General features: G+C 71.5%; 25 protein-coding genes and 2 tRNA genes. 15 read left to right on the forward strand and 12 right to left on the reverse strand.

The features are described from left to right. Positions 1-36: 36 nt before the first annotated feature. Positions 37-1,494, reverse strand: coding sequence for a zinc-dependent metalloprotease (locus ABG090_RS04345; RefSeq protein ID WP_347756739.1), 1,458 nt, complete (start codon positions 1,492-1,494; stop codon positions 37-39). 20 nt (positions 1,495-1,514) lie between these two features. Between ABG090_RS04345 and ABG090_RS04350 the strand changes: the two genes are divergently transcribed. The 3 genes from ABG090_RS04350 (at position 1,515) to ABG090_RS04360 (ending at position 5,785) form a co-directional block, all read left to right on the forward strand. After that, positions 1,515-2,651, forward strand: a complete 1,137-nt coding sequence (locus ABG090_RS04350; RefSeq protein ID WP_347756741.1) for a S16 family serine protease — start codon at positions 1,515-1,517, stop codon at positions 2,649-2,651. Positions 2,652-2,704: 53 nt separating this feature from the next. Further along, entirely contained in the window at positions 2,705-5,665 is a 2,961-nt protein-coding gene (locus tag ABG090_RS04355; RefSeq protein ID WP_347756743.1) for a UPF0182 family protein, read from the forward strand. A gap of 46 nt (positions 5,666-5,711) precedes the next feature. Further along, positions 5,712-5,785, forward strand: a tRNA-Met gene (locus ABG090_RS04360). Between the two features lie 110 nt (positions 5,786-5,895). On the opposite strand, the gene ABG090_RS04365 is transcribed toward ABG090_RS04360, so the two are convergent. Together ABG090_RS04365 and ABG090_RS04370 are read right to left on the reverse strand one after the other, a co-directional pair. Continuing rightward, positions 5,896-6,582: an AIM24 family protein gene (locus tag ABG090_RS04365; protein ID WP_347756745.1), complete on the reverse strand. Its 687-nt coding sequence runs from the start codon at positions 6,580-6,582 to the stop codon at positions 5,896-5,898. Beyond that, a complete protein-coding gene (locus tag ABG090_RS04370) occupies positions 6,579-6,884 on the reverse strand; it encodes a thiamine-binding protein (RefSeq protein ID WP_347756747.1) in 306 nt (101 codons plus the stop codon). Before ABG090_RS04370 ends, ABG090_RS04365 begins: the two co-directional genes overlap by 4 nt. 74 nt (positions 6,885-6,958) lie before the next feature. Between ABG090_RS04370 and ABG090_RS04375 the strand changes: the two genes are divergently transcribed. Then, on the forward strand, positions 6,959-7,759 hold the full coding sequence (locus tag ABG090_RS04375) for a carbon-nitrogen hydrolase family protein (RefSeq protein WP_347756748.1): 801 nt from the start codon (positions 6,959-6,961) through the stop codon (positions 7,757-7,759). Between the two features lie 4 nt (positions 7,760-7,763). Here ABG090_RS04375 and ABG090_RS04380 read toward each other — a convergent pair whose 3' ends face one another. Continuing rightward, positions 7,764-8,975 (reverse strand): aminotransferase class I/II-fold pyridoxal phosphate-dependent enzyme, encoded by a 1,212-nt coding sequence (locus tag ABG090_RS04380; RefSeq protein ID WP_347756750.1) that lies wholly within the window; start codon positions 8,973-8,975, stop codon positions 7,764-7,766. A gap of 64 nt (positions 8,976-9,039) precedes the next feature. On the opposite strand from ABG090_RS04380, the gene ABG090_RS04385 reads away from it, so the two are divergent. After that, positions 9,040-10,518, forward strand: a complete 1,479-nt coding sequence (locus tag ABG090_RS04385; RefSeq protein WP_347756752.1) for a trypsin-like peptidase domain-containing protein — start codon at positions 9,040-9,042, stop codon at positions 10,516-10,518. Here the strand turns inward: ABG090_RS04385 and ABG090_RS04390 are convergent. Then, complete coding sequence (locus ABG090_RS04390) at positions 10,511-11,452, reverse strand: hypothetical protein (protein WP_347756753.1); 942 nt, start codon at positions 11,450-11,452, stop codon at positions 10,511-10,513. The two genes, ABG090_RS04385 and ABG090_RS04390, sit on opposite strands and share 8 nt — an antisense overlap. 101 nt (positions 11,453-11,553) lie before the next feature. On the opposite strand from ABG090_RS04390, the gene ABG090_RS04395 reads away from it, so the two are divergent. Beyond that, positions 11,554-11,844, forward strand: coding sequence for a DUF3039 domain-containing protein (locus ABG090_RS04395; protein WP_347756755.1), 291 nt, complete (start codon positions 11,554-11,556; stop codon positions 11,842-11,844). A 426-nt stretch (positions 11,845-12,270) separates the two neighbouring features. Here ABG090_RS04395 and ABG090_RS04400 read toward each other — a convergent pair whose 3' ends face one another. Next, a complete protein-coding gene (locus ABG090_RS04400; protein ID WP_347757489.1) occupies positions 12,271-13,557 on the reverse strand; it encodes a nicotinate phosphoribosyltransferase in 1,287 nt (428 codons plus the stop codon). Between the two features lie 100 nt (positions 13,558-13,657). Between ABG090_RS04400 and ABG090_RS04405 the strand changes: the two genes are divergently transcribed. Next, positions 13,658-14,233 carry a GNAT family N-acetyltransferase gene (locus ABG090_RS04405; RefSeq protein WP_347756757.1) on the forward strand — a complete coding sequence of 192 codons (576 nt, stop codon included), beginning with the start codon at positions 13,658-13,660 and terminating at the stop codon, positions 14,231-14,233. A gap of 180 nt (positions 14,234-14,413) precedes the next feature. On the opposite strand, the gene ABG090_RS04410 is transcribed toward ABG090_RS04405, so the two are convergent. From ABG090_RS04410 to ABG090_RS04425, 4 genes are read right to left on the reverse strand one after another with little or no spacing between them, the layout of a single operon-like run. After that, on the reverse strand, positions 14,414-15,349 hold the full coding sequence (locus ABG090_RS04410) for an ABC transporter substrate-binding protein (protein WP_347756758.1): 936 nt from the start codon (positions 15,347-15,349) through the stop codon (positions 14,414-14,416). After that, positions 15,346-16,044, reverse strand: a complete 699-nt coding sequence (locus ABG090_RS04415) for an ABC transporter permease subunit (protein WP_347756760.1) — start codon at positions 16,042-16,044, stop codon at positions 15,346-15,348. Before ABG090_RS04415 ends, ABG090_RS04410 begins: the two co-directional genes overlap by 4 nt. Then, complete coding sequence (locus ABG090_RS04420) at positions 16,041-16,685, reverse strand: ABC transporter permease subunit (RefSeq protein ID WP_347756762.1); 645 nt, start codon at positions 16,683-16,685, stop codon at positions 16,041-16,043. Before ABG090_RS04420 ends, ABG090_RS04415 begins: the two co-directional genes overlap by 4 nt. After that, a complete protein-coding gene (locus tag ABG090_RS04425) occupies positions 16,682-17,494 on the reverse strand; it encodes an ATP-binding cassette domain-containing protein (protein ID WP_347756764.1) in 813 nt (270 codons plus the stop codon). The genes ABG090_RS04420 and ABG090_RS04425 overlap by 4 nt, the downstream gene beginning before the upstream one ends. A 79-nt stretch (positions 17,495-17,573) precedes the next feature. Between ABG090_RS04425 and murI the strand changes: the two genes are divergently transcribed. Genes murI through ABG090_RS04445 form a run of 4 tightly spaced genes read left to right on the forward strand, consistent with a single transcriptional unit; the run spans position 17,574 to position 20,502 of the window. Beyond that, a complete protein-coding gene (murI, locus tag ABG090_RS04430) occupies positions 17,574-18,410 on the forward strand; it encodes a glutamate racemase (protein ID WP_347756766.1) in 837 nt (278 codons plus the stop codon). A gap of 11 nt (positions 18,411-18,421) precedes the next feature. Further along, positions 18,422-19,168, forward strand: coding sequence for a ribonuclease PH (gene rph, locus ABG090_RS04435; protein WP_347756768.1), 747 nt, complete (start codon positions 18,422-18,424; stop codon positions 19,166-19,168). Continuing rightward, positions 19,165-19,791, forward strand: a complete 627-nt coding sequence (gene rdgB / locus ABG090_RS04440) for an RdgB/HAM1 family non-canonical purine NTP pyrophosphatase (protein WP_347756770.1) — start codon at positions 19,165-19,167, stop codon at positions 19,789-19,791. The genes rph and rdgB overlap by 4 nt, the downstream gene beginning before the upstream one ends. Positions 19,792-19,848: 57 nt before the next feature. Next, positions 19,849-20,502, forward strand: coding sequence for a metal-dependent transcriptional regulator (locus tag ABG090_RS04445; protein WP_347756772.1), 654 nt, complete (start codon positions 19,849-19,851; stop codon positions 20,500-20,502). Positions 20,503-20,742: 240 nt separating this feature from the next. Here ABG090_RS04445 and ABG090_RS04450 read toward each other — a convergent pair whose 3' ends face one another. Beyond that, complete coding sequence (locus ABG090_RS04450) at positions 20,743-21,465, reverse strand: DedA family protein (protein ID WP_347756774.1); 723 nt, start codon at positions 21,463-21,465, stop codon at positions 20,743-20,745. Between the two features lie 29 nt (positions 21,466-21,494). Next, positions 21,495-21,577, reverse strand: a tRNA-Leu gene (locus ABG090_RS04455). A gap of 64 nt (positions 21,578-21,641) precedes the next feature. Here ABG090_RS04455 and ABG090_RS04460 point away from each other — a divergent pair. Genes ABG090_RS04460 through ABG090_RS04475 form a run of 4 tightly spaced genes read left to right on the forward strand, consistent with a single transcriptional unit; the run spans position 21,642 to position 24,729 of the window. Further along, positions 21,642-22,412: an SDR family NAD(P)-dependent oxidoreductase gene (locus ABG090_RS04460; RefSeq protein ID WP_347756776.1), complete on the forward strand. Its 771-nt coding sequence runs from the start codon at positions 21,642-21,644 to the stop codon at positions 22,410-22,412. Further along, a complete protein-coding gene (locus ABG090_RS04465; RefSeq protein ID WP_347756778.1) occupies positions 22,409-23,257 on the forward strand; it encodes a 3-hydroxyacyl-CoA dehydrogenase family protein in 849 nt (282 codons plus the stop codon). Before ABG090_RS04460 ends, ABG090_RS04465 begins: the two co-directional genes overlap by 4 nt. 39 nt (positions 23,258-23,296) lie before the next feature. Continuing rightward, on the forward strand, positions 23,297-24,001 hold the full coding sequence (locus ABG090_RS04470) for a flavodoxin family protein (protein WP_347756780.1): 705 nt from the start codon (positions 23,297-23,299) through the stop codon (positions 23,999-24,001). A 47-nt stretch (positions 24,002-24,048) separates the two neighbouring features. Next, positions 24,049-24,729 carry a hypothetical protein gene (locus ABG090_RS04475; RefSeq protein WP_347756782.1) on the forward strand — a complete coding sequence of 227 codons (681 nt, stop codon included), beginning with the start codon at positions 24,049-24,051 and terminating at the stop codon, positions 24,727-24,729. The last annotated feature ends 78 nt before the right edge of the window (positions 24,730-24,807 follow it).

The following is a 24,807-nucleotide window of genomic DNA, read 5'->3' on the forward strand; positions in this document are numbered from 1 at the left end:
CCATCGCGGCATGTCGCGTCCGCGACTCTCCACAGCTCAGGCGCCGGGCGCGCCCCCGCGCTCGTCGTCCGGTGTGCTGCCGGAATCGTCGCCCGCGTCGTCGCCTGCGTCGTCGACCGGCTCGCCGGCGGCGTCGGTGGGCGAGGCGGCATCCGTGGCGCCGGGCTCCGCGGTGGTGTGCTGGGCGCGCTCGGCGTCGTCGAGCAGCTCCTGCAGGGCCAGATCCATCTCGTCGAGCTCGCCGCCGCCCTGCAGGCGGGAGATCACGCGAGCCGGGTCGTCGATGTCGTCGGAGCCGGGCATCAGGTCGGGCTGATCCCACAGCGAGTCGCGCAGCTCTGGGCCGACGGCGTCCGTGACGCTGCGCCAGAAGGCGGCCGCCTCACGCAGGCGGCGCGGGCGGATCTCGAGTCCGACGAGCGTGCCGAAGGCCTTCTCCGCGGGGCCGCCGGTGGCGCGTCGCCGACGGACCGACTCGGCGATCGCATCCCGCTTCGGCAGGCGGGCGGTGGCGGCCTCGGTGACCGCATCCACCCATCCGTCGATGAGGGCGATCGTGGTCTCGAGCCGTGCGAGCGCCTCGAGCTGCTCCGGGGTCTTCGGGGGGATGAGTGCGCCGCTCGAGAGCGCCTCCCGCAGCTCATCCGTGTTGGTCGCGTCGAAGGACTCCGCGAGCTCCTCGAGCCGCTCGATGTCGATGTGGATGCCCTCGGCGTACTCGCGCACGGAGGAGAGCACGTGCAGCCGCAGCCAGCGTGCGTGATGGAACAGGCGTGCGTGGGCGAGCTCGCGCGCCGCCATCCAGATGTGCACCTGATCCTCGGGGATCTCGAGGCCCTCGGCCGCCGAGCGCAGGTTCACCGGCAGCAGCGCCGCCGTGTCCTCGAGCAGCGGGAAGCCGAAGTCGCCGCCGGCGACGGTCTCGCCGGCCAACTGGCCGACGACGTTGCCGAGCTGCATGGCGAACATCGTGCCGCCCACGTTCCGCAGGATCTTCTCGGCACCGGCGAGCATCTCCTGCGCCTCCTCCGGCGCGTGCTCCTGCATCGCCCGCGTCAGCGCATTCGCGACGCTGTTCGCCACCGGCTCGCTCATCTCCTGCCAGACGGGCATGGTCGCATCGACCCACTGCTGGCGCGACATCATCGTGAGTCCCGTGGCCGCACCGATCTCGGTGGTCTCGCTGAGCCACAGGGCTGCGAGATCGACGGCCTGCTGCACGGCATCGCGCTCTGCGCTCGTGACCGAGCCCGGGTCGCGCTGCACGATCGCGGCCGCCTGGCGGGATGCGGCCGACCAGTCGATGCCGTCCTCGCTGCGGGACAGCGCCGCCTGCAGCTGCGCCATGATCGCCTGCAGCTGGGCCGGGTCGGAGGGCATGCCTGCCGCCCCGGCGAGACGCGACGGATCGATGGGTCCGGCGCCGGAGAGGAACTGCTGCAGCATCTCGCGCAGCTCGTCCTCGGGGCGACGATCTTCGGAGTCCTCAGGCATGCGACTACGCTATCCCCAGCATGTCCGAACCCGCCGGGAATCCCGCCATCCCGCCCTCCGCCATCCGCGAACAGCCGGTCCAGCATCGCTTTCCCGACCTGCGGCCGAGGCGCCTTCGGCGTGCCGGTTGGGGCTCGCTCGCCGCAGCGGCCGCCGCCGGGCTCGCGCTCGCGTTCGTGCCGTCGCCGTACGTGGTCGAGACCGCCGGGCCGACCTACGACACCCTGGGTGAGACCGACGCCGGCCCGCTGATCGAGATCGACGGCGTGGAGACCTATCCCACCGAGGGGGAGCTGCGGCTGCTGACGATCGCGTTGCACGGGAGCCGGGAGCGACCGCTCAGCTGGGTCGAGGTCGCCCGCGCCTATCTCGACCCGGCGGATTCGATCATCCCGGTGGACGCCGCCTTCCCGCCGGACGTCTCGATCGAGGAATCGAACGAGGCGGGCCGCATCGACATGCAGAACTCGCAGCAGGCAGCGGTCGCGGCAGCACTGCTGCATGAGGGGATCGACATCGTCAGCGACGTGCGAGTCGCGAGCGTCATCCCGGACGCTCCGGCAGACGGGGTGCTGGAGGAGGGCGACCGCATCCTGCGCGTGAACGGCGAGACCGCCTACGACGTCTTCTCCATCCGCGACGCGATCGCCGCCGCGGATGGCCCGACCACCTTCGACATCGAGCGCGATGGCCAGCCGATGACGCTCGAGATCACCCCCATCGTGGAGGGCGAGCAGCGCCTCGTCGGCATCTACCCGTCGCATGCGTTCACCTTCCCGTTCACCGTCGACATCGAGCTGCCGAACGTGGGCGGGCCGAGCGCGGGCATGATGTTCGCCCTCGGCATCGTCGACGAGCTCACGCCCGGCGCCATGACCGCCGGCACCGACTGGGCGGGCACGGGCACGATCTCCGCGCTCGGCGACGTCGGTCCCATCGGCGGCATCGTGCAGAAGCTGCATGGCGCCGAGGATGCGGGCGCCACGCACTTCCTCGCGCCCGTCGAGAACTGCGCCGAGGTGGTGGGCCACGTGCCCGACGGCCTGACGGTCTTCGCCGTCGACACGCTCGACGACGCGATCAGGGCGATCGAGACGGTCGCGATGAACGCCGACACGTCTGCGCTGCCCACGTGCGGGACGGGCGCTTCCTCATAGGCTCGGCGGCTACCATTGGCAGGACCGCCTCATAGCCTTTGGAGCCCCACGACGTGTCTGCCAACGCCGAACGACCTACCGCCGCGACCACCGGGAGGCAGCGTCCGTCGCCCCTGCTGATCACGGTCCTGATCGTCGCCGCCATCATCGGGGCCTTCGTGCTCTTCTCCGGCTTCTACGCCGACATCCTCTGGTTCGACCAGCTGGGCTTCGTGCAGGTGCTGCAGACGCGCTGGCTGTCGATCGCGGTGATGTTCGCGATCGGCTTCGTCGCCATGGCCGTGCCGCTCGCGCTCGCGATCCAGATCGCCTTCCGCTCGCGCCCCGTCTACGCGCAGCTCAACTCCCAGCTCGACCGATACCAGGAGCTCGTCGAGCCGCTGCGCAGGGTGGTCATGTGGGCGGCGCCGGCCGCGCTCGGCCTCTTCTCGGGCGTCGCCGCGGCGTCGCAGTGGGAGACGGCCCAGCTGTGGCTGCACCGCCGGCCGTTCGGCGAGGTCGACCCGCAGTTCGGCTTCGACGTCGGCTTCTTCATCTTCGAGCTGCCGTTCTACCAGCAGGTCGTGGGCTTCGCGCTCGCGGTCCTGTTCATCGCCGGCGTCGCCACGCTGGCCACCGCCTACCTCTACGGCGCCATCCGCATCACGGGTCGCGAGTTCCGCATCTCGCGCTCGGCCCGCATCCAGCTCGCCGTCATCGCGACGCTCTACATGCTCGTGCTCGGCGTGTCGATCTGGCTCGGCCAGTACGCGTCGCTCGCGCAGTCCTCGCAGGGCTTCCTCGAGACCGGTGCAGGCTGGACCGAGGTGAACGCCTCGATCCCCGCCGCCCAGATCCTCGCCGGCATCGCGGCGGTGGTCGCGATCTTCTTCATCATCACGGCCATCATTGGTCGCTGGCGCGTCGCCATCGTGGGCACGGCGCTGCTCATCGCCGCCTCGCTGGTCGTGGGCGTCGCCTACCCCGCGATCATGCAGCGCTTCCAGGTCGACCCCAGCGCCAGGACGCTCGAGGCCGAGTACATCCAGCGCAACATCGACGCCACCCGCTCGGCATGGGGCGTGGACGAGATGGTGGAGACGGCCTCGGATGCGCGCACGGACGCGGAGCCCGGCGCGCTGCGCGAGGACGCGGAGACGACCGCGAACATCCGCATCATCGACCCCGCGCTCGTCACCGACGCGTTCGCCAACCTGCAGGAGTACCGCCCCTACTACGGCTTCGGCGAGCAGCTCGACGTCGACCGTTACGACGTCGAGGGGCAGACGCAGGACACCGTCATCGCGGTGCGCGAGCTCGACCTCTCGGGTCTCGACGACGACAGCTGGTACAACCGGCACATCGTCTACACGCACGGCTACGGCGTCGTGGCCGCCTACGGCAACCAGCGCGGGCCCGAGGGTCAGCCGGTGTTCCTGCAGTCCGGCATCCCGACCGAGGGCGAGCTGGGCGAGTACGAGCCGCGGGTGTACTTCGGCGAGTCGATGCCCGACTACTCGATCGTCGGCGCCCCCGGCACGCTCGAGCTCGACTTCCCGCGCTCCGGCGACGAGAGCGGCAACGCCGAGACGACCTTCGCCGGTGAGGGCGGGCCGAAGCTCGACAACCTCTTCAAGCGGCTCGTCTACGCGCTGCAGTTCCAGTCCGAGCAGATCATCCTCTCGGACGCGGTGACCGATGAGTCGCAGATCCTCTACGACCGCGACCCGCGCGAGCGCGTCGCCGAGGTCGCGCCCTACCTGACGCTCGACACCGACACCTACCCGTCGATCGTCGACGGGCGGCTGGTGTGGGTCGTCGACGGCATGACCACGGCCTCGACCTACCCGTACTCCTCGCATCGCTCGATCGCGCAGGCGATCGCCGACACGACGAACCCCACGCCCCCGATCGGCGACGTGATCAACTACGTGCGCAACTCGGTCAAGGCGGTCGTGGACGCCTACGACGGATCGGTCACGCTCTACGCGTGGGATCCGGAGGACCCGATCCTGCAGGCATGGAACGAGATCTACCCGGGCACCATCCAGCCGATCAGCGAGATGTCGGGCGAGCTCATGAGCCATGTGCGCTACCCGGCCGACATGTTCAAGATGCAGCGCTCGATCCTGGGCAACTACCACGTCACCAACCCCGGCACGTTCTTCTCCGGCGACGACCAGTGGGCGACGCCGACCGATCCGACGGTCGGCTCGACGCAGGCGGCCGCTCCCACGCAGCCGCCCTACTACCTGACGATGTCGGTCGACGGGCAGGATCCGGCGTTCACGCTGTACTCGACCTTCATCCCGCAGGACGGCCGCAACGTGCTCTACGGCTATCTGTCGGTGAACGCTGATGCCGGAGGCACGGCCGGCGAGGTCGCCGACACCTATGGGCAGCTGACCCTGCAGATGCTGCCGAAGGACCGGTCGATCCCGGGCCCCGGCCAGGTGCAGAACCGGTTCGACACCGACGACCAGGTCTCCAGGGAGCTCAACCTGCTGCGTCAGGGAGCCTCGGAGGTGCGCAACGGCAACCTGCTGACGCTGCCCGTCGGCGGCGGCCTGCTCTACGTGCAGCCGGTGTACCTCGAGTCGACCGGTGCGACCTCATACCCGGTGCTGCGGAAGATCCTGGTGTCGTTCGGCGATGACATCGCCTTCGAGGACACGCTGGATGAGGCGCTCGACGCCCTGTTCGGCGGCGACTCGGGAGCCGAGGCCGGCGACTCCGGCGTCGATCCGGCCGCACCGGGCGATGAGCCCGGTGAGGAGCCCGCCCCCGAGGGCAGCCTGCAGGCACGCCTCGACGCGGCAGTCCAGGCGGCCGGGGCCGCGCTGCAGGAGCGCCAGGCCGCATACGCCGAGAACGATCTGGTCGCGGCCGCGGAGGCGGATGAGCGTCTGACCGCTGCGCTTGCGGATGCGATCGAGCTCTCGGCGCAGATCGAGGGCGATGTCGCACCGTCGGAGACGGCCGCACCGGAGACGCCGGCCGAGACCGCCGCTCCGGAGGAGACCACCGCGCCCTAGCCGAGTTGCCGTTCCGCTCTGCCCCTGGTAATGTTTCATCTCGTGCCGCGGGGTGGAGCAGCTCGGTAGCTCGCCGGGCTCATAACCCGGAGGTCGCAGGTTCAAATCCTGTCCCCGCAACAAGAAGTCCGCGAACTGCGGCACACAGAAGAGGCGCCCGAGAGGGCGCCTCTTCTGCATCTGCGCCTGGGATGCGCTCGGCGCCCGGCAGCGCCGCAGTCGCGCTGTCGTCAGCGCGCGCCGCCGTTCGAGCCGGAGAGCTCCGGCCGCCCCTCGCTCGGCTGCACGACGACGAAGCCGGGACCGTGGAAGGCGAGCTGGAAGGCCTCCCCGGTGCCGCCGCGCAGCATCGATCGCATGTTCATGCTGTTCACCACGCTGGGGTTTAGCCCCGCCGACCAGCACACGGCCGCGTTCGGGTCGACGAAGGTCGGCTGCTGCGAGCAGTCGAGCAGTAGCGGCTGACCCTCGCAGGAGATGCCGACGGTGCCGACGCCCCCGATCTCGACGTTGAAGAGGCCGCCGGCGAGGATGTTGCCGCTGCGCATCATCCGGATGTCCCACTGCAGCTCCGGGTCGAACGCCAGCAGGCTCTTCCCGTTCACCGACAGCCCCTCGTTCTCGAGCTGCACGGTGAACACGTTCGCCGCATCCCTGGCCAGGAAGACCTCGCCCTCGCCGCGCATGCGCATGAGCGACGTGCCCTCACCGGTGACGAGCTTCTTCAGCATCCGGCCGGCGCCCGCACCCTCGTGCTGGAACTCGATCTGGCCCTGGTACGCGACCATCGCGCCCTTGGCCGAGAGCACGTCGCGCCCGCCGGAGACGTTGATCCGCAGCATTTTGCTCGACTGCTTCACCCATCGATCGGCCGATTGGCGCTCTTGATTCGCCTCGGCGAACAGCTCTGATCTCATGCGTCCCCCTCCAGGGCTTGCTCGAGTCGCTCGACCTTGCCGTCGAGCTCGCCCGTCCAGCCGGGGCGGATGTCGGCCTTCAGCACCAGGGATGCGCGCGGCGAGACGGCGAGCACCGCGTCGGTGGCGCGCCGCACGACGTCGAACACCGCGTCCCACTCGCCCTCGATGGTGGTGAACATCGCGTCCGTGCGGTGCGGCAGGCCGCTCTCGCGGACGACCCGCACGGCGGCCGCGACCGCGTCGTGCACGGAGCCGTCGGGGCCTGCGGTGGACGGTGCTACAGAGAATGCGACGAGCATCCTGCTCCCTTCGTCGCTCTCGATCCTGGCACCTGGTGCCCGATCGCGCGAGCGCCGCCGCCTAGGCTGGTGGCATGCGAGAGGGAGACGAGATGCTGCTGGCTGCCGCGGTGCAGTGGGCGCCGGGGGAGGACGTGGCCGAGAACCGCGCCGCCGCGGCGCGGTGGATCGACCTGGCGGCTGCCCGGGGGGCGCGGCTGATCGTGCTGCCGGAGTACTCGCAGCACTGCTCGGCGGATCTCGCGTCCACCGCGGCCGAGGCGGCGGAGACGCTCGACGGGCCGTTCGTCGCGATGCTGCGCGAGCGTGCCACCGCCAGCGGTGCCGTCGTCGTCGCCGGGCTCATCGAGCAGCACGACGGCGGCGTCGCCAACACCGTCGTCGCCGTCGACGCGTCCGGGATCCTCGCGGCCTACCGCAAGGTGCACCTGTACGACGCCTTCGGCACCAGGGAGTCCGACTGGCTGACCGCCGGCGACCCTGCGCAGGCGGTCGTGATCGACGCCTTCGGCACGCGCATCGGCATCCAGACCTGCTACGACCTGCGCTTCCCCGAGATGACGCGACGGCTCGTCGACGCGGGCGCCGATGTCATCCTGGTGCCGGCCGAGTGGGTGCGCGGGCCGCAGAAGGAACGGCACTGGACGACGCTCGTCACTGCCCGCGCCATCGAGTCGACCGTGCACATCGTGGCGGCCGACCAGGCACCGCCGCTGGGCGTCGGCTGCTCGCTCATCGTCGACCCGATGGGGATCCCGCTCGCGGCGCTCGGCGACGAGCAGGGCATCGCTGTAGCGCCGATCGACCCGGACGCCATCGTGCGCACGCGCGCGCGCAATCCCTCGTTGGCCAACCGGCGCTACCGCGTCGGCTGAGCCGTCAGCCCCGCGAGGGCTGCAGCTCGGCGCCGCGCAGGCCCGCGAGCCGCGTCGAGGCCTCGTGCAGCATGTCGTCCGACTTGCAGAACGCGAAGCGGATGGTGGAGCGCAGATCTCGGCGCGACGGCCGCGCGAACGCCGACAGCGGCACGCCGACGACGCCGACGAGCTCCGGCAGCCGCCTCGAGAGCGCGGTCGCGTCCTCGATGCCGAGCGGTGCGGCATCCGCGAGCACGAAGTATCCGGCGTTCGCCTCGTGCACGGTGAAGCCGGCGGTGCGCAGCCCGCGCGTGAGGATGTCGCGCTTGCGGGCGAACGATGCGACGGTGGTGTCGAAGTGCTCGTCGGGCAGGCGCAGGCCGACCGCGATCGCCGGCTGGAACGGGGTGCCGTTGACGAAGGTCAGGTACTGCTTGACGGCGCCGATCTGCGCGATCCGCTGCGGGGTCGACATGATCCAGCCGACCTTCCAGCCGGTGAGCGAGAAGGTCTTGCCCGCCGAGGAGATGGAGACGAGGCGCTCGCGCGCGGCGTCGAAGGAGGCGAGCGGCACGTGCTGCTCGTCGTAGACCAGGTGCTCGTAGACCTCATCGGTGACGATGATCGCGTCACGCCGCTCGGCCACCCGGACGATGTGCCGCATGGTCTCCTCGCTGAAGACCGAGCCGGTCGGGTTGTGCGGGGAGTTGACGAGGATCATCTTGGTGCGCGGTGTCGTGGCCCGCTGCAGCCGATCGATGTCGGGCTCGAAGTCGGGCGCCGCCAGCGGCACCGGCACGAGCACGGCGCCCGCGAGCGCCGCGATCGCGGCGTAGGCGTCGTAGTACGGCTCGAACACGACCACTTCGTCGCCGGGGTTCAGGTAGGCGAGCATCGTGGCCGCCAGCGCCTCCGTCGCCCCCGCGGTCACCAGCACATCCCCACGCCCCAGGCCGATCCCGTAGAAGCGCCGCTGATGCTCGATGATCGCCTCGATCAGCTCGGGTGCACCGCGGGCGGGCCCGTACTGGTTCCGACCGTGATCGATGGCGTGCTTCGCGGCGTCGAGCACAGCACGAGGGCCGTCTTCGTCGGGGAAGCCCTGGCCGAGGTTGAGGGCGCCGGTCTTCGTGGCGAGCGCGGTCATCTCGGCGAAGATCGTCGGTGCGAGCCGACCGTCTGCGCCCAACAGGCCCGCGCCGGAGGCCGCTCGCTGCCATGGTGCCTGTTCCATGATCCGACGCTATCGGGTTCTCGCTGGTTCCGAACGGCCGACATCGGCGCCGCGTAGGAACTGCATGGATTCACGTGACACGGTGGTCACCATGACGAACCCGTACGACAGCGTGCCGAATCCGATGGCACCGCAGCAGCCGCCCCAGCAGCGCCCCGCGCATCCCGAGCAGGCATTCCGGCCGCAGGGACAGCAGGACTGGCAGCGGTGGCAGGCACCCTCGACGCCGCAGGCGAGCGCCCCGGCCGCGCCCTCCGGCTACGCCCACCCGTCGTACTCCGCCCCGGCGGACGCAGCACCGACGCATTCGGCCCCCGTGTACTCCAACGGCGCCTACCCCCTTGCCGGGTCGTCGGCATCCGCGCAGACCGCGGTCGCGGCCAAGCCCCGCAGGCGCACCGGGCTGGTCTTCGGCACACTGCTCGCGGCCGTGCTCGTGGGCATCCCGGCGGGCTTCGGCGGCGCGGCGCTCTGGGACGCCCAGCAGCCGCAGACGCAGTCGGCAAGGGAGACCGGCGGTGCGACCGGCGAGCCCGTCACGAACCCCGGCACGATCGCCGACGTCGCCGCCCAGGCCGGCCCATCCGTGGTCACCGTGCAGGCGTCGTCGAACGCCGGATCGGGGGAGGGCTCCGGGGTCGCCGTCGCTGCCGGCGGCTACATCGTGACCAACAACCACGTGGTCACGCTCGGCGGCCAGTCCGCGAACGCGTCGATCACCGTCGAGACGAACGACGGCCGGCTGCTCGCAGCCGAGGTGGTGGGCACCGACCCGATCGTCGACCTCGCCGTCATCAAGGTCGACGCCGATCTGCCCGTCATCACCTTCGCCTCCAGCGACGACGTGCGCGTCGGCGACAGCGCGATCGCGATCGGCGCGCCGCTCGGGCTCTCGAACTCGGTCACCGACGGCATCGTCTCGGCGGTCGATCGCGGCCTCCGCATCGCATCGAGCGCCGCGCCGCAGAGCGGCGACGAGCAGCAGTCCGACCAGTCACCGTTCGGCTTCTGGCAGCCGGATGGCGCCCAGGCAGCGCAGCAGGAGATCTCCATCCCGGTCGTGCAGACCGACGCGTCGATCAACCCCGGCAACTCCGGCGGTGCGCTGCTCAACAGCGGCGGCCAGCTCGTCGGCATCAATGTGGCGATCGCGAGCATGGGGTCCACGGACGGCGAGTCCGCGGGCTCGATCGGCATCGGCTTCGCGATCCAGTCGAGCCTCGTGCAGCGCGTCGTCGAGGAGATCATCGCCACCGGCGAAGCCACGCACGGGCTGCTCGGCGCCAGCGTGAGCGATGTCACCGATGCATCCGTCGGCACCGTCGGCGCGCAGATCCAGGAGCTCTCGGACGGCGGTGCAGCCGAGGCAGCGGGTCTCCGGGTCGGCGATGTCGTGACCGAGATCGCCGGTCAGCCGGTCACGGGTGCCGTGGACGCCACCGCCCAGGTGCGCTCGCACGCCGCTGGCAGCGACGTCACCGTCACCTATGTGCGCGACGGCGAGACCGCCGAGGTGCAGGTGACGCTGGGGGCGCTCAGCTAGCCCTGCCCGCGCCGCGATCCTCCGACGGCGCGTCGCCCGGCCCATCCGCCGGCGACGCGCCGTTCGGCGTCTCGGCGGCCCGCTCGATGTCGGCCGCGGCGTCGGCGCTGCCGGCGCGCCTGGCCGCGGCACGGTCGCGCAGCCGACGCAGCCCGCCGCCGAGTCCCTCGCGCTCGATCTGCCGGGCCTCGTTGATGCGCTCACCCAGGCTCGGTCGCGCCTCCTTGATGCGCGGCACGAGGCTGCCGTCGAAGTGCAGCGGCGCGGGGCCGAACGCCTCACGCGCGGCCTTCACGACCTGCCGGCCGAGGATGTTGTTGCCCACGCCGCCGATGACCGCGCCGATGCCGAAGGGCATTGCGCGCCCGAGCATCGACGCGCCGGTGTTGCGCGCCATGCGCCGCAGGAACGCACGGCGCAGGTAGTCGACGACCTGGCCCATCGCGCCGCTCGGCAGCGCCGAGGTGATGAGCTCGCCCCAGTACGTATTGCCCTGCACGCCCCCGCGGCCGAGTGCCTGCTCTGCCGCGCGCTTGACCAGCGACTGTCCGCCGGCGCCGAGCATGAGTCCCATCACGAGCGCCTTCGCTCGCTCCTCGTCCTGCACCGCGATGCCGTGCACCTCGGTGACGGCCTGGCCGAAGAACGCGCTGGCCTCGAGGAATCCCACCGTCTCGGCGACCGTCAGCCCGATCGCCGCGGCGGTGCCGATGCCGGGAGCGACCGCGGTCGCGCCCACGGCGGCCCCGCCGGTGGAGACGGCGGAGAGGTACTGCTTCTCGAGCCGCGTGATGACCTGCTCGGGCGTCAGCTCCGGGTGCTTCCGACGGAGCGCGCGCAGGTGGTTGATGACGAGCGGCCGCTGCACGCCGAGGATGCCGTCGAGCGTCTTCAGCAACCAGCCGAGATCCTCGTGCTCTTCGATCTCACCCATCGATTCCCCCTCGTGGTCGTGGCGCGCGCACCCCGGCGCGCTCAAGCAAGCATCCTCGCGCATCCGGCCCGGGGATGCGCTGAACGTGGGATCATGGAGCCATGACGACGACAGGACCCGACACCGCAGGACCCGACTCGATCGGCACCGGCGGCGGCACCGATGTGCTCGATCGCGAGCTCGAGCAGCTGCTCAACGAGGAGTCTGTCGAAGACGGCGACCACGATCGCTTCTCTCACTACGTGAAGAAGGAGAAGATCCTGCAGTCGGCGCTCTCCGGCAAGGCCGTGCGCGCGCTGTGCGGCAAGAAGTGGACCCCGGGCCGCGACCCGGAGAAGTTCCCCATCTGCCCCGCCTGCAAGGAGATCTACGAGAAGCTCCGCACCGAGTAGCTGCCGCACCGAGCAGCGCACCGCCCCCGCCCGCGGCTTCCGCCTCCGCGAGCCGCTCGCCGCTCCCGGGAGCCGCCTCACCGCCACCCGAGCGCCGCCCGCATCCGCCGAGCGCCGCCCTCCGCTATGCAGCGGCGAGCTTCCCCGAATCGCGCGTTCTCGACGAGCATCGCGCCGCTTGGGGAAGCTCGACATCCGCCCCGAGTGCGAGCTTCCCCGGATCGCGCGTTCTCGACGAGCGTCGCGCCGCTTGGGGAAGCTCGACATCCGCCCAGAGCGCGAGCTTCCCCGGATCGCGCGGTTTCGACGCGAGGCGAGTCGGTTCGGGAAGCTCGCCGGTCGTCGCGGTGCCCGGCCGGCGTCGCGGTGCTCGGCCGGCGTCTCGGTGCTCGGCGGTCTTGGCGCTTGACGATCGGGGCGGATGCGTCAGCGGAAGACCGTCGGGATCGCGGGTTCGCCGCGGGCGAGGCGGTGCGCGTCGGCCGGGAGCTCCGCGACGGAGCGGGTGTGGCGCTCGCGCGCGGCTTCCACGCCGGCGGCACCGAGCCACCGCGCGTCGATCTCGCCGTCGGTGACCAGCGGCACCTGCAGTGCGCGGCCGTCGAGGCTCGCATCCGCCAGCGCGCGCTCGCCGCCGAGCAGCACCGTCTCCTCGACGGCGACGCCATCGCGCATGCGTCGCGCAGCCACCTTCTCGCCGCCCTTCGACGCCTTGTTCTCGGAGTGCTTCGCGACGCCAACCCACGCGCCATCGTCGCCCTGGCGAGCCACGAGCTTGTAGACCATGCCCGCGGCGGGGGCGCCGGAACCCGTGACCACGCTCGTGCCCACGCCGTAGGCGTTCACCGGGCTCGCCTGCAGCCCGGCGATCGCATACTCGTCGAGGTCGCTCGTGACGGTGATGCGCGTGCCGGTCGCGCCGAGCGAGTCGAGCAGTGCTCGCGCCTCACCCGCGACCTCCGCGAGATCGCCCGAGTCGAGGCGGATGCCGCCGAGCTCCGTGCCCGCGATCTCGACGGCCGTGCGGATGCCCTGCTCGATGTCGTAGGTGTCCACGAGCAGCGTCGTGCCCACGCCGTGCGTATCGATCTGCGCCAGGAAGGCCGCGGCCTCAGAGTCGTGCAGCAGCGTGAACGAGTGCGCCGCCGTGCCCATGGTCGGGATGCCCCAGCGGGCGCCCGCGGCCAGGTTCGAGGTGGCGGAGAAGCCCGCGATGTACGCGGCGCGCGCGGCCGCGATCGCTGCCTCCTCGCTCGCGCGGCGCGAGCCCATCTCGGCGACCGGACGATCCTGCGCCGCGCGCGCCATGCGGGTCGCCGCGTTGGCGACGGCGGAGTCGTAGTTGAGCACCGAGAGCGCGACGGTCTCGAGCACGACCGCCTCGGCGAAGCTGCCCTCGACGACCAGGATGGGGGAGCCGGGGAAGTAGAGCTCGCCCTCGGCATAGCCGCGGATGCTGCCGGAGAAGCGGTACTCGGCCAGCCAGTCGAGCAGCTCAGCCGAGACCACGTCGTTCTCGCGCAGGAAGCGCAGCTCGTCGTCGCCGAAGCGGAACTCGGCGAGCCGCTCGAGGAAGCGACCGGTGCCGGCGACGACGCCGTAGCGCCGGGCGCCGGGGAGGCGCCGGGCGAACACCTCGAAGACGGAGGGCCGGAATGCCGTGCCGCTGCGCATCGCGGCATCGATCATCGTCAGCTCGTATCGGTCGGTCATGAGCGCGGTGTCGTTCACGCCCGCCAGCCTACGGTGGCGGATGCGCGGACGGCTGCCCGGCCGCCTGCGGTGGGGCAGCCGGGCCGGGTAGCGTGGCCCGGTGCCGTACTCCGTGTCCAACACCACGCGCCCACTGCCGGACGGCGTCGAGCTGCGCGAGCCGACACCGCAGGACGCTCCCGCGTGGGCGATGTTCCTCGTCGAGGAGCAGCAGCGCACGTATGCGGGACAGCTGCCTGACGATTTCGCGATCCGAGGCCTGGCGCAGGCCAACATCGTCGGGCTCGCGCGTGCCTTCGGCGATCCGGGCCGACGAGCCGCCGTGCGGCGGATCGCATGGCACGAGGGTCGCATCGTGGGCGTTGCCTCGACGATCACCGCGCCCGCAGCCTGGGAAGAGCAGCTGGGCCTCGTGCCGCCGCCCGCGGATCGCGAGCTCGACCGGCTCTACGTGCACGCCGACATGCATGGCACCGGGCTCGGCGCGGCGCTGTTCGACGCGGTCGTCGACGAGCGTCCGCACTACCTGTGGCTCATCGACGGCAACGACCGCGCCGCGCGCTTCTACGAACGGCGCGGATTCCGTCACCTCGACGAGCAGGTGGAGACGGGCCCGACCTGGGGAAGCATCCCCATGCACCGCATGCTGCGGCCGGAGCGCTCACCCCTGCGGTGAGCGCGGAGGCCGCAAGGTCGAGGAGCGTGGGCCGAGGCCGCCCGCGTGACGAGACCTCGCCGACGGGAGAACCCGCAGCGGGGTCTCGTGACGCGGGCCGGCTGCGCCCGGCCCGCTCCTCGACCAACGGCATCAGCCGGGCTGCGCCCGGCGCGCGTCACGAGACGATGGCAGGGGCTGCTACTCGAGCAGGCCCTGCTCCTCCAGCCACGCGCGCGCGATGTCCGCGGCGGGCGACTGCTGCTCGACGCTCTGGCGGTTGAGGTCGACGAGCGCCTCCGCGGTCAGCGCCTCGCTCACCTCGTTCACCGTCTCCTGCGCCTCCTCGTCGACGCGGTCGCTCGCGATCGGCACGACGTTCGAGGCGAGGAACAGGCCCTCGGGGTCCTCGAGCACGACCAGGTCGTTCTGAGCGATCGTCGGGTCTGCCGTGTAGACGATGGCGAGCTGGATGTCGCCGTCCTGCAGCGCCTGGATCGTGAGCGGGCCGCCGCCATCCTCGATGGGCGTGAAGTCCACCTCGATGCCGTATACGTCGGCGAGGCCCATCGGCCCGTTCGGTCGCGTCTCCGCCTCCGAGTTGGCGCCCATGGTGAGCCGCTCGTCGATGTTCGCGAGGTCGGCGACCGTGGTGAGGTCGTGCTCCTCGGCGAACTCGCGGGTCACGACGTAGGAGTCCTGGTCGGTCGCGGGCGCCTGCTCGAGGATCATGAGGCCCTCGGGTGCCGCCTCGACGAGCGCGCCGTAGACCTCGTCGCTCGTGCGCTCGGCCGGCTCCTCCGTCCAGTACTGCAGCAGCGGTCCGGTGTACTCGGGGAAGAGGTCGATCGAGCCCGACTCGATCTCCGGCATGTAGACCTCGCGCTGCCCGATGCGCAGCTGCCGATCGATGGTGTAGCCGTCGGCCTCGAGCGCCTGCGCGTAGAGCTCGGCGATGATCTCGTTGGAGTAGTAGTCCTGCGAGCCGACGACCAGCGTGCCGGCGTCGCCCTCGCCCGCGGGCGTGGTCTCGCCACCCTCCTCGAGCGGGTCGGCGCTGGCGCAGCCGGCCAGCAGCACTCCGGCCGCGCCGACTGCGGCGATCGTGCGTGCAGCCCTGCCTCGTGTGATGTTCATGCGGTGATCCTCTCTGACGCAGGGGCCTGCGCGCGATGGGGTTCGGCGCGGCGAGATGCCGCGGATTGGACGATCTGGAACAGCAGCTCGACGACCAGAGCGAGCAGCGCGACCAGGATGGAGGCGCCGAGCATCGCGTCGTACTGCTGGGTCTTGATGCCGGAGAACAGGGGCCTGCCGAGACCCGTGTCGGAGATGTAGGCGGCGAGCGTGGCCGTCGAGATCACCTGCAGCGCCGCCGAGCGCAGTCCGCCGATGATGACCGGTGCAGCGAGCGGCAGCTCGACGCCGGTGAGGATCTGCCGCTCGGTGAGGCCGATCGCGCGCGCGGCGCCGACCGTTGCGCGGTCGACCGACTCGACACCGGCGTAGGCGCCGGCGAGCACCGGCGGCAGCGCCAGCACGAGCACCGCGAGGAACGGCGCCTCCAGGCCGATGCCGAGCCCCAGGCCCAGCAGCGTCAGCAGGCCGAGCGTCGGCAAGGCGCGTGCTCCGCCGGTGATGGCGATGATCAAGCCGCGGCCGCGCCCGGTGTGGCCGATGAGCGTGCCGATCGGGATGCCGATCACGGCGGCCGCGAGCAGCACCGAGAACGAGAACCCGAGGTGCTCGAGGATCCGCTGGCCGATGCTGCCGGCGCCCGTCCAATTGGCGGGATCGAGGATCCACTGGATCGCTTCGACGAAGAGGTTCATGCGCGGCTCACCACCCGGTGCCAAGGCAGCGCGATTCGGGCCGCGAGCACGGTGAGCCCGTCGAGCAGGAACGCGACGGCCACTGTGAGCACGATGCCGGTGATGATCGACGCGTCGATGCCACGCTGGAAGCCGTCGGTGAAGAGCGTGCCGAGGCTGGAGATGCCGATGACGGCGCCGACCGTGACGAGGCTCACCGTCGAGACGGTGACGACGCGCAGCGACGAGAGCAGCACGGGGCCGGCGAGCGGCAGCTCCACCCGCCAGAAGAGCGCCCAACGCGAGTGGCCCATGGCGGTCGCCGCGAGGCGTGTCTCGGCCGGCACCGACGCGAAGGCATCGGCGGCGCCGCGCACGAGCAGCGCGCATCCGTAGACCGTGAGCGCCGTGATCATGGTCGCCGGCGAGCGGAGCGGGAGTCCCAGGATCGGCGGGATGATGATGAACAGTGACAGCGACGGGATCGCGTACAGCAGCCCCGTGCCGGTGAGCAGCGGCGTGCGCAGCCGCGGGCTGCCGGCGGCGAGTCGGCCGAGCGGCACGGAGATGATCAGGCTCAGCAGGATCGGTGGCACGGACAGCACGAGGTGGTCGGCCAGCAACTGGCCGACGATGTGCAGGTTCTGGCTCAGCCAGTTCACCGCTCGAGCACCCCGGTCGGTCGGTCGTCGCCGTCGACCACCACGTCGCGGCCGTCGATCTGACGGATGCGCAGGGTGCGGTGCGGGGTGCCGGCGCCCACGAAGCTCGCCACGAAGTCGTCAGCGGGGGCAGCGAGGATCTCTGCTGGCGTGCCCTGCTGCGCGATCTCTGCCCCGGTGCGCAGCACCACCACCTCGTCGCCCAGCGCGAATGCCTCGTCGATGTCGTGCGTGATGAAGAGGATGGTCTTGCCGATGTCGGCCTGCAGCGAGCGCATCTCGGTCTGCAGCTGGTCGCGCACGATCGGGTCGACGGCGCCGAAGGGCTCATCCATGAGCAGGATGTTCGGATCGGCGGCGAGCGCCCTGGCGACCCCGACGCGCTGCTGCTGGCCGCCCGAGAGCTGCGCGGGGTAGCGGTCGGCGAGCGCCGTGTCGAGACCGACGCGCTCGAGCAGCCCGAGCGCTGCTGCCCTGGCCTGCTTGCGGCTGGTGCCCTGGAGCACGGGGACGGTGGCGACGTTGTCCGCCACCGTGCGGTGGGGGAGCAGGCCGCCGGCCTGCAGCACGTAGCCGATCGAGCGGCGCAGCTTCACGCGGTCCATCGAGCGCACGTCGACGCCGTCGATGCTCACGGTGCCCTTGGTCGGCTCGACCATCCGGTTCACCATGCGCAGCAGCGTCGTCTTGCCGCTGCCGGAGGAGCCGACGAGCGCGACGACGTTGTGGGAGGGCACGGTCAGGCTGAAGGAGCCGACGGCAACGGTGCCGTCGGGATACTCCTTGTGCACGGCATCGAATTCGATCACCTGGGGCTCCTCGCCTCGCCGGGGTGCCGACGATACCGTGCGAGGCTGGCGCAACGCTGGCCAGACTAGGCTTGCCGTCGTGCAGCGCCCGATCGGAGTCTTCGACAGTGGCGTCGGCGGGCTCACCGTGGCCCGCGCCATCATCGACCAGCTGCCGGCCGAGTCCATCACCTACATCGGTGACACCGCCAACGGCCCGTATGGTCCGCGCGAGCAGGATGAGGTGCGCCACCTCGCGCTCAACGTGCTCGACACGCTCGTGGCGCAGGGTGTGAAGATGCTCGTGATCGCGTGCAACACCGCGACCGCCGCCGTGCACGACCTCGCGGTCGAGCGCTACGAGCGGGGCATGGGCATCCCGGTGGTCGCCGTCATCGAGCCGGCGGTGCGCGCAGCGGTCGCGCAGAGCCGCTCCGGGCGCATCGGCGTGATCGCGACGTCGGGCACGATCGCATCCGGTGCGTACCAGCGCGCGTTCGGCGACGCGGGCGTGCCCCACATCGCCGCCGCCGCGGCGCCGCGCTTCGTCGAGTTCGTCGAGTCGGGGGTGACGACCGGCGACGAGGTGCTCGAGGCCGCGCACGAGTACCTCGCACCGCTGCTCGCCGAGGATCTCGACACGCTCGTGCTCGGCTGCACCCACTACCCGCTGCTGGCGGGCGCCATCGGCTACGTCGCCGGCCCCGACGTGCGGCTCGTCTCGAGTGCCGAGGAGACCGCCGCCGACGTCTACCGCATCCTCAGCGACCGGCAGATGCTGGCACCGCCGACCTCGACGCCGGTCTACGCCTTCGAGGCGACCACCGAGGCGCAGGAGCCGTTCCTGCGGCTCGCGCGGCGCTTCCTGGGGCCAGAGGTGACGCACGTGGAGTTCCACCAGACCGGGGTCATCCAGTTGCCCGGTCGCACCGACTGAAGGAGGTCGCGATGGCGACGAACGACAAGGCACGCAAGGACGGCAGGCGCCTCGACGAGCTGCGCGAGGTGACGATCGAGCGCGGCTGGAGCGAGCAGGCAGAGGGCAGCGCACTCATCTCCTTCGGCCGCACGCGCGTGCTGTGCACGGCATCCGTCATGCCGACCGTGCCGCGCTGGATGGCGGGCAAGGGCAAGGGCTGGGTGACGGCGGAGTACTCGATGCTGCCGCGCTCGACGAACGAGCGGATGGATCGCGAGAGCGTGCGCGGCAAGGTCGGCGGGCGCACGCACGAGATCTCGCGCCTGATCGGTCGCTCCCTGCGCGCGGGCGTCGACATGCGGGCGCTCGGCGAGCTCTCGATCGCGGTCGACTGCGACGTGCTGCAGGCGGACGGCGGCACCCGCACGGCCGCGATCACGGGCGCCTACGTCGCGCTCGCCGACGCGATCACGTGGGCGCAGGGCGAGGGCCGGGTGCCGAAGAGCGCGAAGCCGCTCATCGACTCGGTCGCGGCGATCTCGGTCGGCATCGTCGACGGCACGCCGATGCTCGACCTCGCCTACACCGAGGATGTGCGCGCCGAGACCGACATGAACGTCGTGGCGACCGGCCGCGGCCTGCTCATCGAGGTGCAGGGCACCGCGGAGGGCGCGCCCTTCGACCGCTCGGAGCTCGACCAGCTGCTCGACCTCGCGCTCGCGGGGACGGCGCGGCTCACCGAGATCCAGCGCGAGGCGCTGGGAGCGGGCGCGTGAGCGTCACCGGCTCGACCGGGCTCGACCTGGTCGGCGGCGGGCTGCAGGTGGTGGTCGCCACCCGCAACCCGCACAAGGTCGAGGAGCTCGGCCGCATCCTCGCGCCCCTGCTGCCGGGCGTCGAGCTGCTGCCCGACGACGGGCCGGAGCCGGTCGAGGATGGCGACACGTTCGAGGCGAACGCGCTCATCAAGGCGCGCGCGGCGCACGAGCGCACCGGCCTGCCGGCGCTGGCGGACGACTCCGGCATCGAGGTCGTGGCGCTGGATGGTGCTCCCGGGATCCACTCGGCGCGCTATGCCGGCACGCGCGACGACCGCGACAACGTCGCGCTGCTGCTCGAGCGGCTCGGAGACCGCACCGACCGGGCTGCGCGGTTCGTCTGCGCCGCGGCGTGGGTGGATGCCGACGGCGAGCTCGTGGCGCGCGGCGAGTGGCGCGGCGAGGTGGCCGATGCGCCGCGCGGTGACGACGGCTTCGGGTACGACCCGATCTTCGTGCCGCACGACGGCGGCGGCCGCGCGGCTGCCGAGCTGAGCGCCGAGGAGAAGGACGCCAGGAGCCACCGTCGGCTCGCCTTCACGGCGCTCGCCGAGCGCATCCTCGGTCAGGAAGCGGGCTAGCGTTGCAGGTCGGACCCCCTCGGGGTGCCGAGGCGCGAGCGACGAGAGCGAGGCGGCATGCAGTCGACAGCTGCTGAGGACTACGTCAAGGCGATCTACCATCACACCGAGTGGCAGGCGGATCCGGTCACGCCGTCGCAGCTCGCGGCGCGGCTCGGGCTCGCCAACTCGACCGTCACCGAGATGGTGAAGAAGCTGGCGGCCGCCGGTCTCGTGCACCACCGCCCCTACGGCGCGATCGAGCTGACGCACGCTGGTCTGCAGCTCGCCGTCCGGCAGGTGCGGCGGCACCGCGTGGTCGAGACCTGGCTCGTCGAGCGCCACGGCTACGACTGGGACGAGGTGCACGACGAGGCGGAGATCCTCGAGCACGCGCTCAGCGATCGGCTGCTCGACTCCATCGCTCGCTCGCTCGGTGATCCGGTGCGGGATCCGCACGGCGACCCGATCCCGGCAGCCGACGGCACCACCGTGCGACCCGCGGCGGTGCTGCTCGCCGAGGCCGCGGTCGGCCACGAGGGCGCGGTGGTGCGCATCGCCGACGATGATCCGGCCATGCTGCGGTTCCTCGCCGAAGCCGGGGTGGCGCTGGATGCGGAGCTCACCGTGCTGGGGCAGAAGCCCTACTCGGGATCGATCCAGGTGCGCACCGCGACGGGCACGGTCGACCTGGGGCCGGATGTCGCGCGGGCGGTCTGGCTCGCCGCGTAGCCGCGTAGCCGCGCCGCGTAGCCGCGCTGCTCCGCCGTCGCGCTGCTGTGCGGCAGCGCCGCGCTGCGCCGCCGCGCGACGCAGCCTTGCTCGCCGCAGAAATGTCGCCAACTGCTCGCTAGCAGCCTCGTTCCCAGCCGATAGCGACAATTCTGCCCGGCGGGTGCACGCGGGCGCGCGGGCGCGGGGCCGGATGGGCGGGCGCGGCGCGGCGCGGCGCAGGCGGATGCCGCGGGCGCGTCAGCGGTCGATGCCCTGATCGTTCGTGCCGGAGAGGTCGAGCGTCTCCACCTCGTTCGTCGCGGTGCCCTCGCGGATCTCCCGCTCCACCTCCCGGCGCGACTGGATCGCGTGCCACACGATGAACGAGATGGCGATCAGCACGACGCCGATGAGCACGAGATCGATGTACTGGGTGACGACATCCGCGACGCCCGGGATGTGCGCGACGCCCCAGCCCAAGAGCGGCAGGCCGGCGCCCCACAGCAGGCCGCCGATGATGTCGAGGCGGAAGAACAGCGGCCACGGCATCTTGCCGACGCCCGCAGCGACGGGCATGAAGGTGCGCACGATGCCGATGAACCGGGCGATGATGACCGCCGCGGCGCCGTACCGCAGGAAGAAGCGGTTCGTGCGGTCGATCGTCTTGTGCGAGAACAGACCGGAGGACTTCCGCTGGAAGATCGGTGGCCCGGCCTTCTTGCCGATGTAGTAACCGAGCTGATCGCCGGCAATCGCGCACGCGGCGATGCAGAGCATCACGAGCCAGATGGGCTGGTCGATGTCGCCCGTGAACGACAGGATGCCCGCGATCACGAGCAGCGTGTCGCCCGGCAGCAGGAAGCCGACGAGCAGTCCCGTCTCCACGAACACGATCGCGCAGACCACGACGAGCGCCCAGACGCCCGCACCGGTGATGAGGCCCTCGATGTCGATGAGGAACTCTGATGGCAGCGGATGCACGCTCGTGCTCCTTCGCGTCGTGCGTCGAGTGCGGGAGAGGGGACTTGAACCCCTACGCCACGAGGGCACAAGGACCTAAACCTTGCGTGTCTGCCAATTCCACCACTCCCGCGTGGGTCCTCTGATGCTACCGGCGGCAACGCACGCCGACATCCACGTTCTGCCAGTGTTGGCTCATGGAGATGCGCGCGCTCGTGACCGGTGCCTCGGCTGGACTCGGCGCCGAGTTCGCCCGGCAGCTGGCCGCAGACGGCTTCTCGCTCGTGCTCGTCGCCAGGGATGAGGATCGGCTGCATGCGCTGGCGGCGGAGCTGCCCGTCGAGACCGAGGTGCTGGTGGCCGATCTGCTCACGGAGGACGGCCTCGAGCGCGTGGCCGCGCGCCTCGCCGCCGACACCCGCGCCGTCGACGTGCTCGTGAACAACGCCGGGTTCGCGGTCGCTGAGCCGTTCCACGCATCCGCGATCGATGATGAGCGACGCATGCACGCATTGCTCTCGTGGGTGCCGCTGCGGCTCGCGCATGCGGCGCTGCCCGGCATGCGTGCGCGCGGCCGGGGCGGCATCCTCAACGTCGCGAGCCTCGCCGGGCGCCTGCCGAGCGGCACCTATGCGGCCGCGAAATCTCAGGTGATCACGCTCTCGCGGGCGCTGCACGCGCGCTACCGCCGCGACGGCGTGACCGTCACCGCCCTGCTGCCCGGCTTCGTGGTCACCGAGTTCCACGAGCGGATGGGCATCTCGCCCGACGCAGTGCCGCGCGCCGGCTGGGCGGATGCCCGCAGCGTCGTGCGCGACGGCCTGCGTGGGCTGCGCACGCGCCGTGGCATCGTCGTGAGCGACTGGCGATACCGGCTCGTCGCGCCGCTGCTGTCGCTCATGCCCGACCGGCTGTTCGCCGACATCGGACTGGGCGCGCGCATCGACGAACGGGAGCCCCAGACGTGACCGAGACCATCGCCGTCCTCGGCGCCGGCATCATGGGGGCCGGCATCGCGCGCGTGCTCGCCCGCGCCGGCCACGAGGTGCGCATCTTCGACCCGCGGCCTGAGGCTGCGGCGAGCGCCGCGGAGTCGGCGGGCGCATCCGCCTTCGACACGGTCGAGCAGGCCGTCGACGGCGCGACGATCGTGCTCGAGGCGGCGCCCGAGCGGCTGGAGCTGAAGCGAGCGCTCATCGCCCAGGTGGAGGCGGCCAACGCCCGGGCCGTGATCGCCTCGAACACCTCGTCGATCGCGCCGGACGCGCTCGCGGCGGGCATGCGGGATCCGGCGCGGCTCGTGATCGCCCACTTCTTCAACCCCGCCGACACCGTGCCGCTCGTGGAGGTCGTGCCGGGTCCGGCGACGCCGCAGACGACCGTGGATCGGATGGTGGCGCTGCTCGAGCACGCTGGCAAGACCGCCGTGCCGCTCGCGCAGCAGGTGGAGGGCTTCATCGCCAACCGACTGCAGGCGGCGCTCTACCGCGAGGCGATGCACCTGGTCGAGCTGGGCATCGCCACCGCCGAGCAGGTCGACGCGACCGTGACCGCCGGGCTGGGGCCGCGATGGGCGCTCGCCGGGCCATTCGAGATCATGGATCTCGGCGGCCTCGACGTGTGGACGAGCGTGACGGATGGCATCTTCCCGACGCTCGGCGACGCATCCGCCGCGCCCTCGATGCTGCGGGAGCGTGTGGAGCGCGGCGACCTGGGTGCGAAGACGGGCGCCGGGTTCCTGCCCAGGGGCGAAGATGCGCCGGCCGAGTTCGCCGCCAGGCTCGCAGCACTCATCGAGGCGCGCGACCGCTGATCATGGCGCGTCCAGCCGGTCCGTGGCACCGTTAGCGACATGACCGAACCCATTCGCGCCCTCTACTTCAACACCACGCTCACGCCGTCGCCGGGTGAGAGCCACACCGAGCTGCTCATCGAGGCGAGCGCGAACATCCTGCGCAAGCAGGGCGTGGAGGTCGACGTCGTGCGCGCGGTCGATCACGCCATCGCGCCCGGCGTGCAGCCCGACATGACCGAGCAGGGCGCGGCCGAGGATGCCTGGCCGGCGCTGTGGGAGCTGGTGCAGCGCGCCGACATCGTCGTGCTCGCGACGCCGATCTGGCTGGGGCAGCCGTCGAGCATCGCGACGCGCGTGATCGAGCGGCTCTATGCCGAGTCGGGGCTGCTGAACGACGCCGGGCAGTCGATCTTCTACGGCAAGGTCGGCGGATGCCTCGTCGGCGGCAACGAGGACGGCATGAAGGCGTGCGCATCGCGGGTGATCTACGCCATGCAGCACCTGGGGATGACGATCCCGCCGCAGGCCGACGCCGGCTGGGTGGGTGAGGCGGGCCCCGGCCCCAGCTACGGCGACGAGCTCGACGACGGCTCGCGCGCGGGCGCCGACAACGACTTCACCAAGCGCAACGTCACGATCATGGCGTGGAACCTGCTGCACCTGGCGCGCATGCTGCGCGGCGGCATCCCCACCGAGGGCAACGACCGGCGCGCGTGGAAGGACGGCGAGCGCTTCGGGTTCCAGAACCCCGAGTACCGCTGACGGATTCGCCGCTCGCGCGAGCGGGCGGCAGGTGCTTGGGTGAGCGCATGAGCACGATCGACTGGCTGCTGCAGGGCGATCCGGCGATCCGCTGGCAGGTGATGGCCGACCTGCTCGACGAGGCGCCGGAAGCGGTGGCGCGCGAGCGAGCGCGGGTCGCGGCCGAGGGCTGGGGCGCGGCGCTGCTGGCGGCGCGCGGCGCCGATGGCCAGTGGGCTGGCGGCGCGAACTTTCCCGCGTCGAAGCCGACGCTGCCGGGCCAGCCCTGGACGTCCACGGCACACGTGCTCACCGAGCTCCGTCTGCTCGGGGCCGACCCGGCCGATGCCGCGGTGCAGCGCGCGATCGACGACGTGGCGCGCGTGACCCGCTGGGAGTACGACGACGAGCCGTTCTTCGAGGGCGAGGTGGAGCCGTGCATCAACGCCGCGCTCGTGACGAACGCGATGTACTTCGATCGCGTTGACGCGCGCATCGTCGAGCGGCTGCTGGGGGAGCGGATGGCCGACGGCGGCTGGAACTGCGACCAGGAGCGCGGGAGTGTGCGCTCGTCGTTCGACACCACCATCGCGGTGCTGGAGGCGCTCGCGGCCTTCGAGCAGGTGGCCGACGCACGGTCGGTGTCGATGGCAGCGGTGCGCGAGGCGCGGGCGAGCGGCGAGGCGTACCTGCTGCAGCGCGGTCTGCTGCGTCGAAGGACGACGGGTGAGATCCCGAAGCCGACGTAAACCCAGTTCGCGTTCCCGCTGCGGCACGAGTACGACGCGCTGCGGGCGCTCGAGCACTTCCGCTCCGTGGGCGCGGAG

It is taken from the genome of Agrococcus sp. ProA11, from assembly GCF_039880525.1.
Classification (GTDB): domain Bacteria; phylum Actinomycetota; class Actinomycetes; order Actinomycetales; family Microbacteriaceae; genus Agrococcus; species Agrococcus chionoecetis.

Coding starts and splice junctions, on each gene's coding strand:
- ABG090_RS04365 (WP_347756745.1), bottom strand. CDS start 6,582: ATGAGATCAGAGCTGTTCGCCGAGGCGAATCAAGAGCGCCAATCGGCC.
- ABG090_RS04350 (WP_347756741.1), top strand. CDS start 1,515: ATGTCCGAACCCGCCGGGAATCCCGCCATCCCGCCCTCCGCCATCCGC.
- ABG090_RS04375 (WP_347756748.1), top strand. CDS start 6,959: ATGCGAGAGGGAGACGAGATGCTGCTGGCTGCCGCGGTGCAGTGGGCG.
- rph (WP_347756768.1), top strand. CDS start 18,422: ATGGCGACGAACGACAAGGCACGCAAGGACGGCAGGCGCCTCGACGAG.
- ABG090_RS04390 (WP_347756753.1), bottom strand. CDS start 11,452: ATGGGTGAGATCGAAGAGCACGAGGATCTCGGCTGGTTGCTGAAGACG.
- ABG090_RS04380 (WP_347756750.1), bottom strand. CDS start 8,975: ATGGAACAGGCACCATGGCAGCGAGCGGCCTCCGGCGCGGGCCTGTTG.
- ABG090_RS04445 (WP_347756772.1), top strand. CDS start 19,849: ATGCAGTCGACAGCTGCTGAGGACTACGTCAAGGCGATCTACCATCAC.
- ABG090_RS04410 (WP_347756758.1), bottom strand. CDS start 15,349: ATGAACATCACACGAGGCAGGGCTGCACGCACGATCGCCGCAGTCGGC.
- ABG090_RS04475 (WP_347756782.1), top strand. CDS start 24,049: ATGAGCACGATCGACTGGCTGCTGCAGGGCGATCCGGCGATCCGCTGG.
- ABG090_RS04395 (WP_347756755.1), top strand. CDS start 11,554: ATGACGACGACAGGACCCGACACCGCAGGACCCGACTCGATCGGCACC.
- ABG090_RS04400 (WP_347757489.1), bottom strand. CDS start 13,557: ATGACCGACCGATACGAGCTGACGATGATCGATGCCGCGATGCGCAGC.
- ABG090_RS04460 (WP_347756776.1), top strand. CDS start 21,642: ATGGAGATGCGCGCGCTCGTGACCGGTGCCTCGGCTGGACTCGGCGCC.
- ABG090_RS04470 (WP_347756780.1), top strand. CDS start 23,297: ATGACCGAACCCATTCGCGCCCTCTACTTCAACACCACGCTCACGCCG.
- ABG090_RS04415 (WP_347756760.1), bottom strand. CDS start 16,044: ATGAACCTCTTCGTCGAAGCGATCCAGTGGATCCTCGATCCCGCCAAT.
- ABG090_RS04385 (WP_347756752.1), top strand. CDS start 9,040: ATGGATTCACGTGACACGGTGGTCACCATGACGAACCCGTACGACAGC.
- ABG090_RS04345 (WP_347756739.1), bottom strand. CDS start 1,494: ATGCCTGAGGACTCCGAAGATCGTCGCCCCGAGGACGAGCTGCGCGAG.
- ABG090_RS04370 (WP_347756747.1), bottom strand. CDS start 6,884: ATGCTCGTCGCATTCTCTGTAGCACCGTCCACCGCAGGCCCCGACGGC.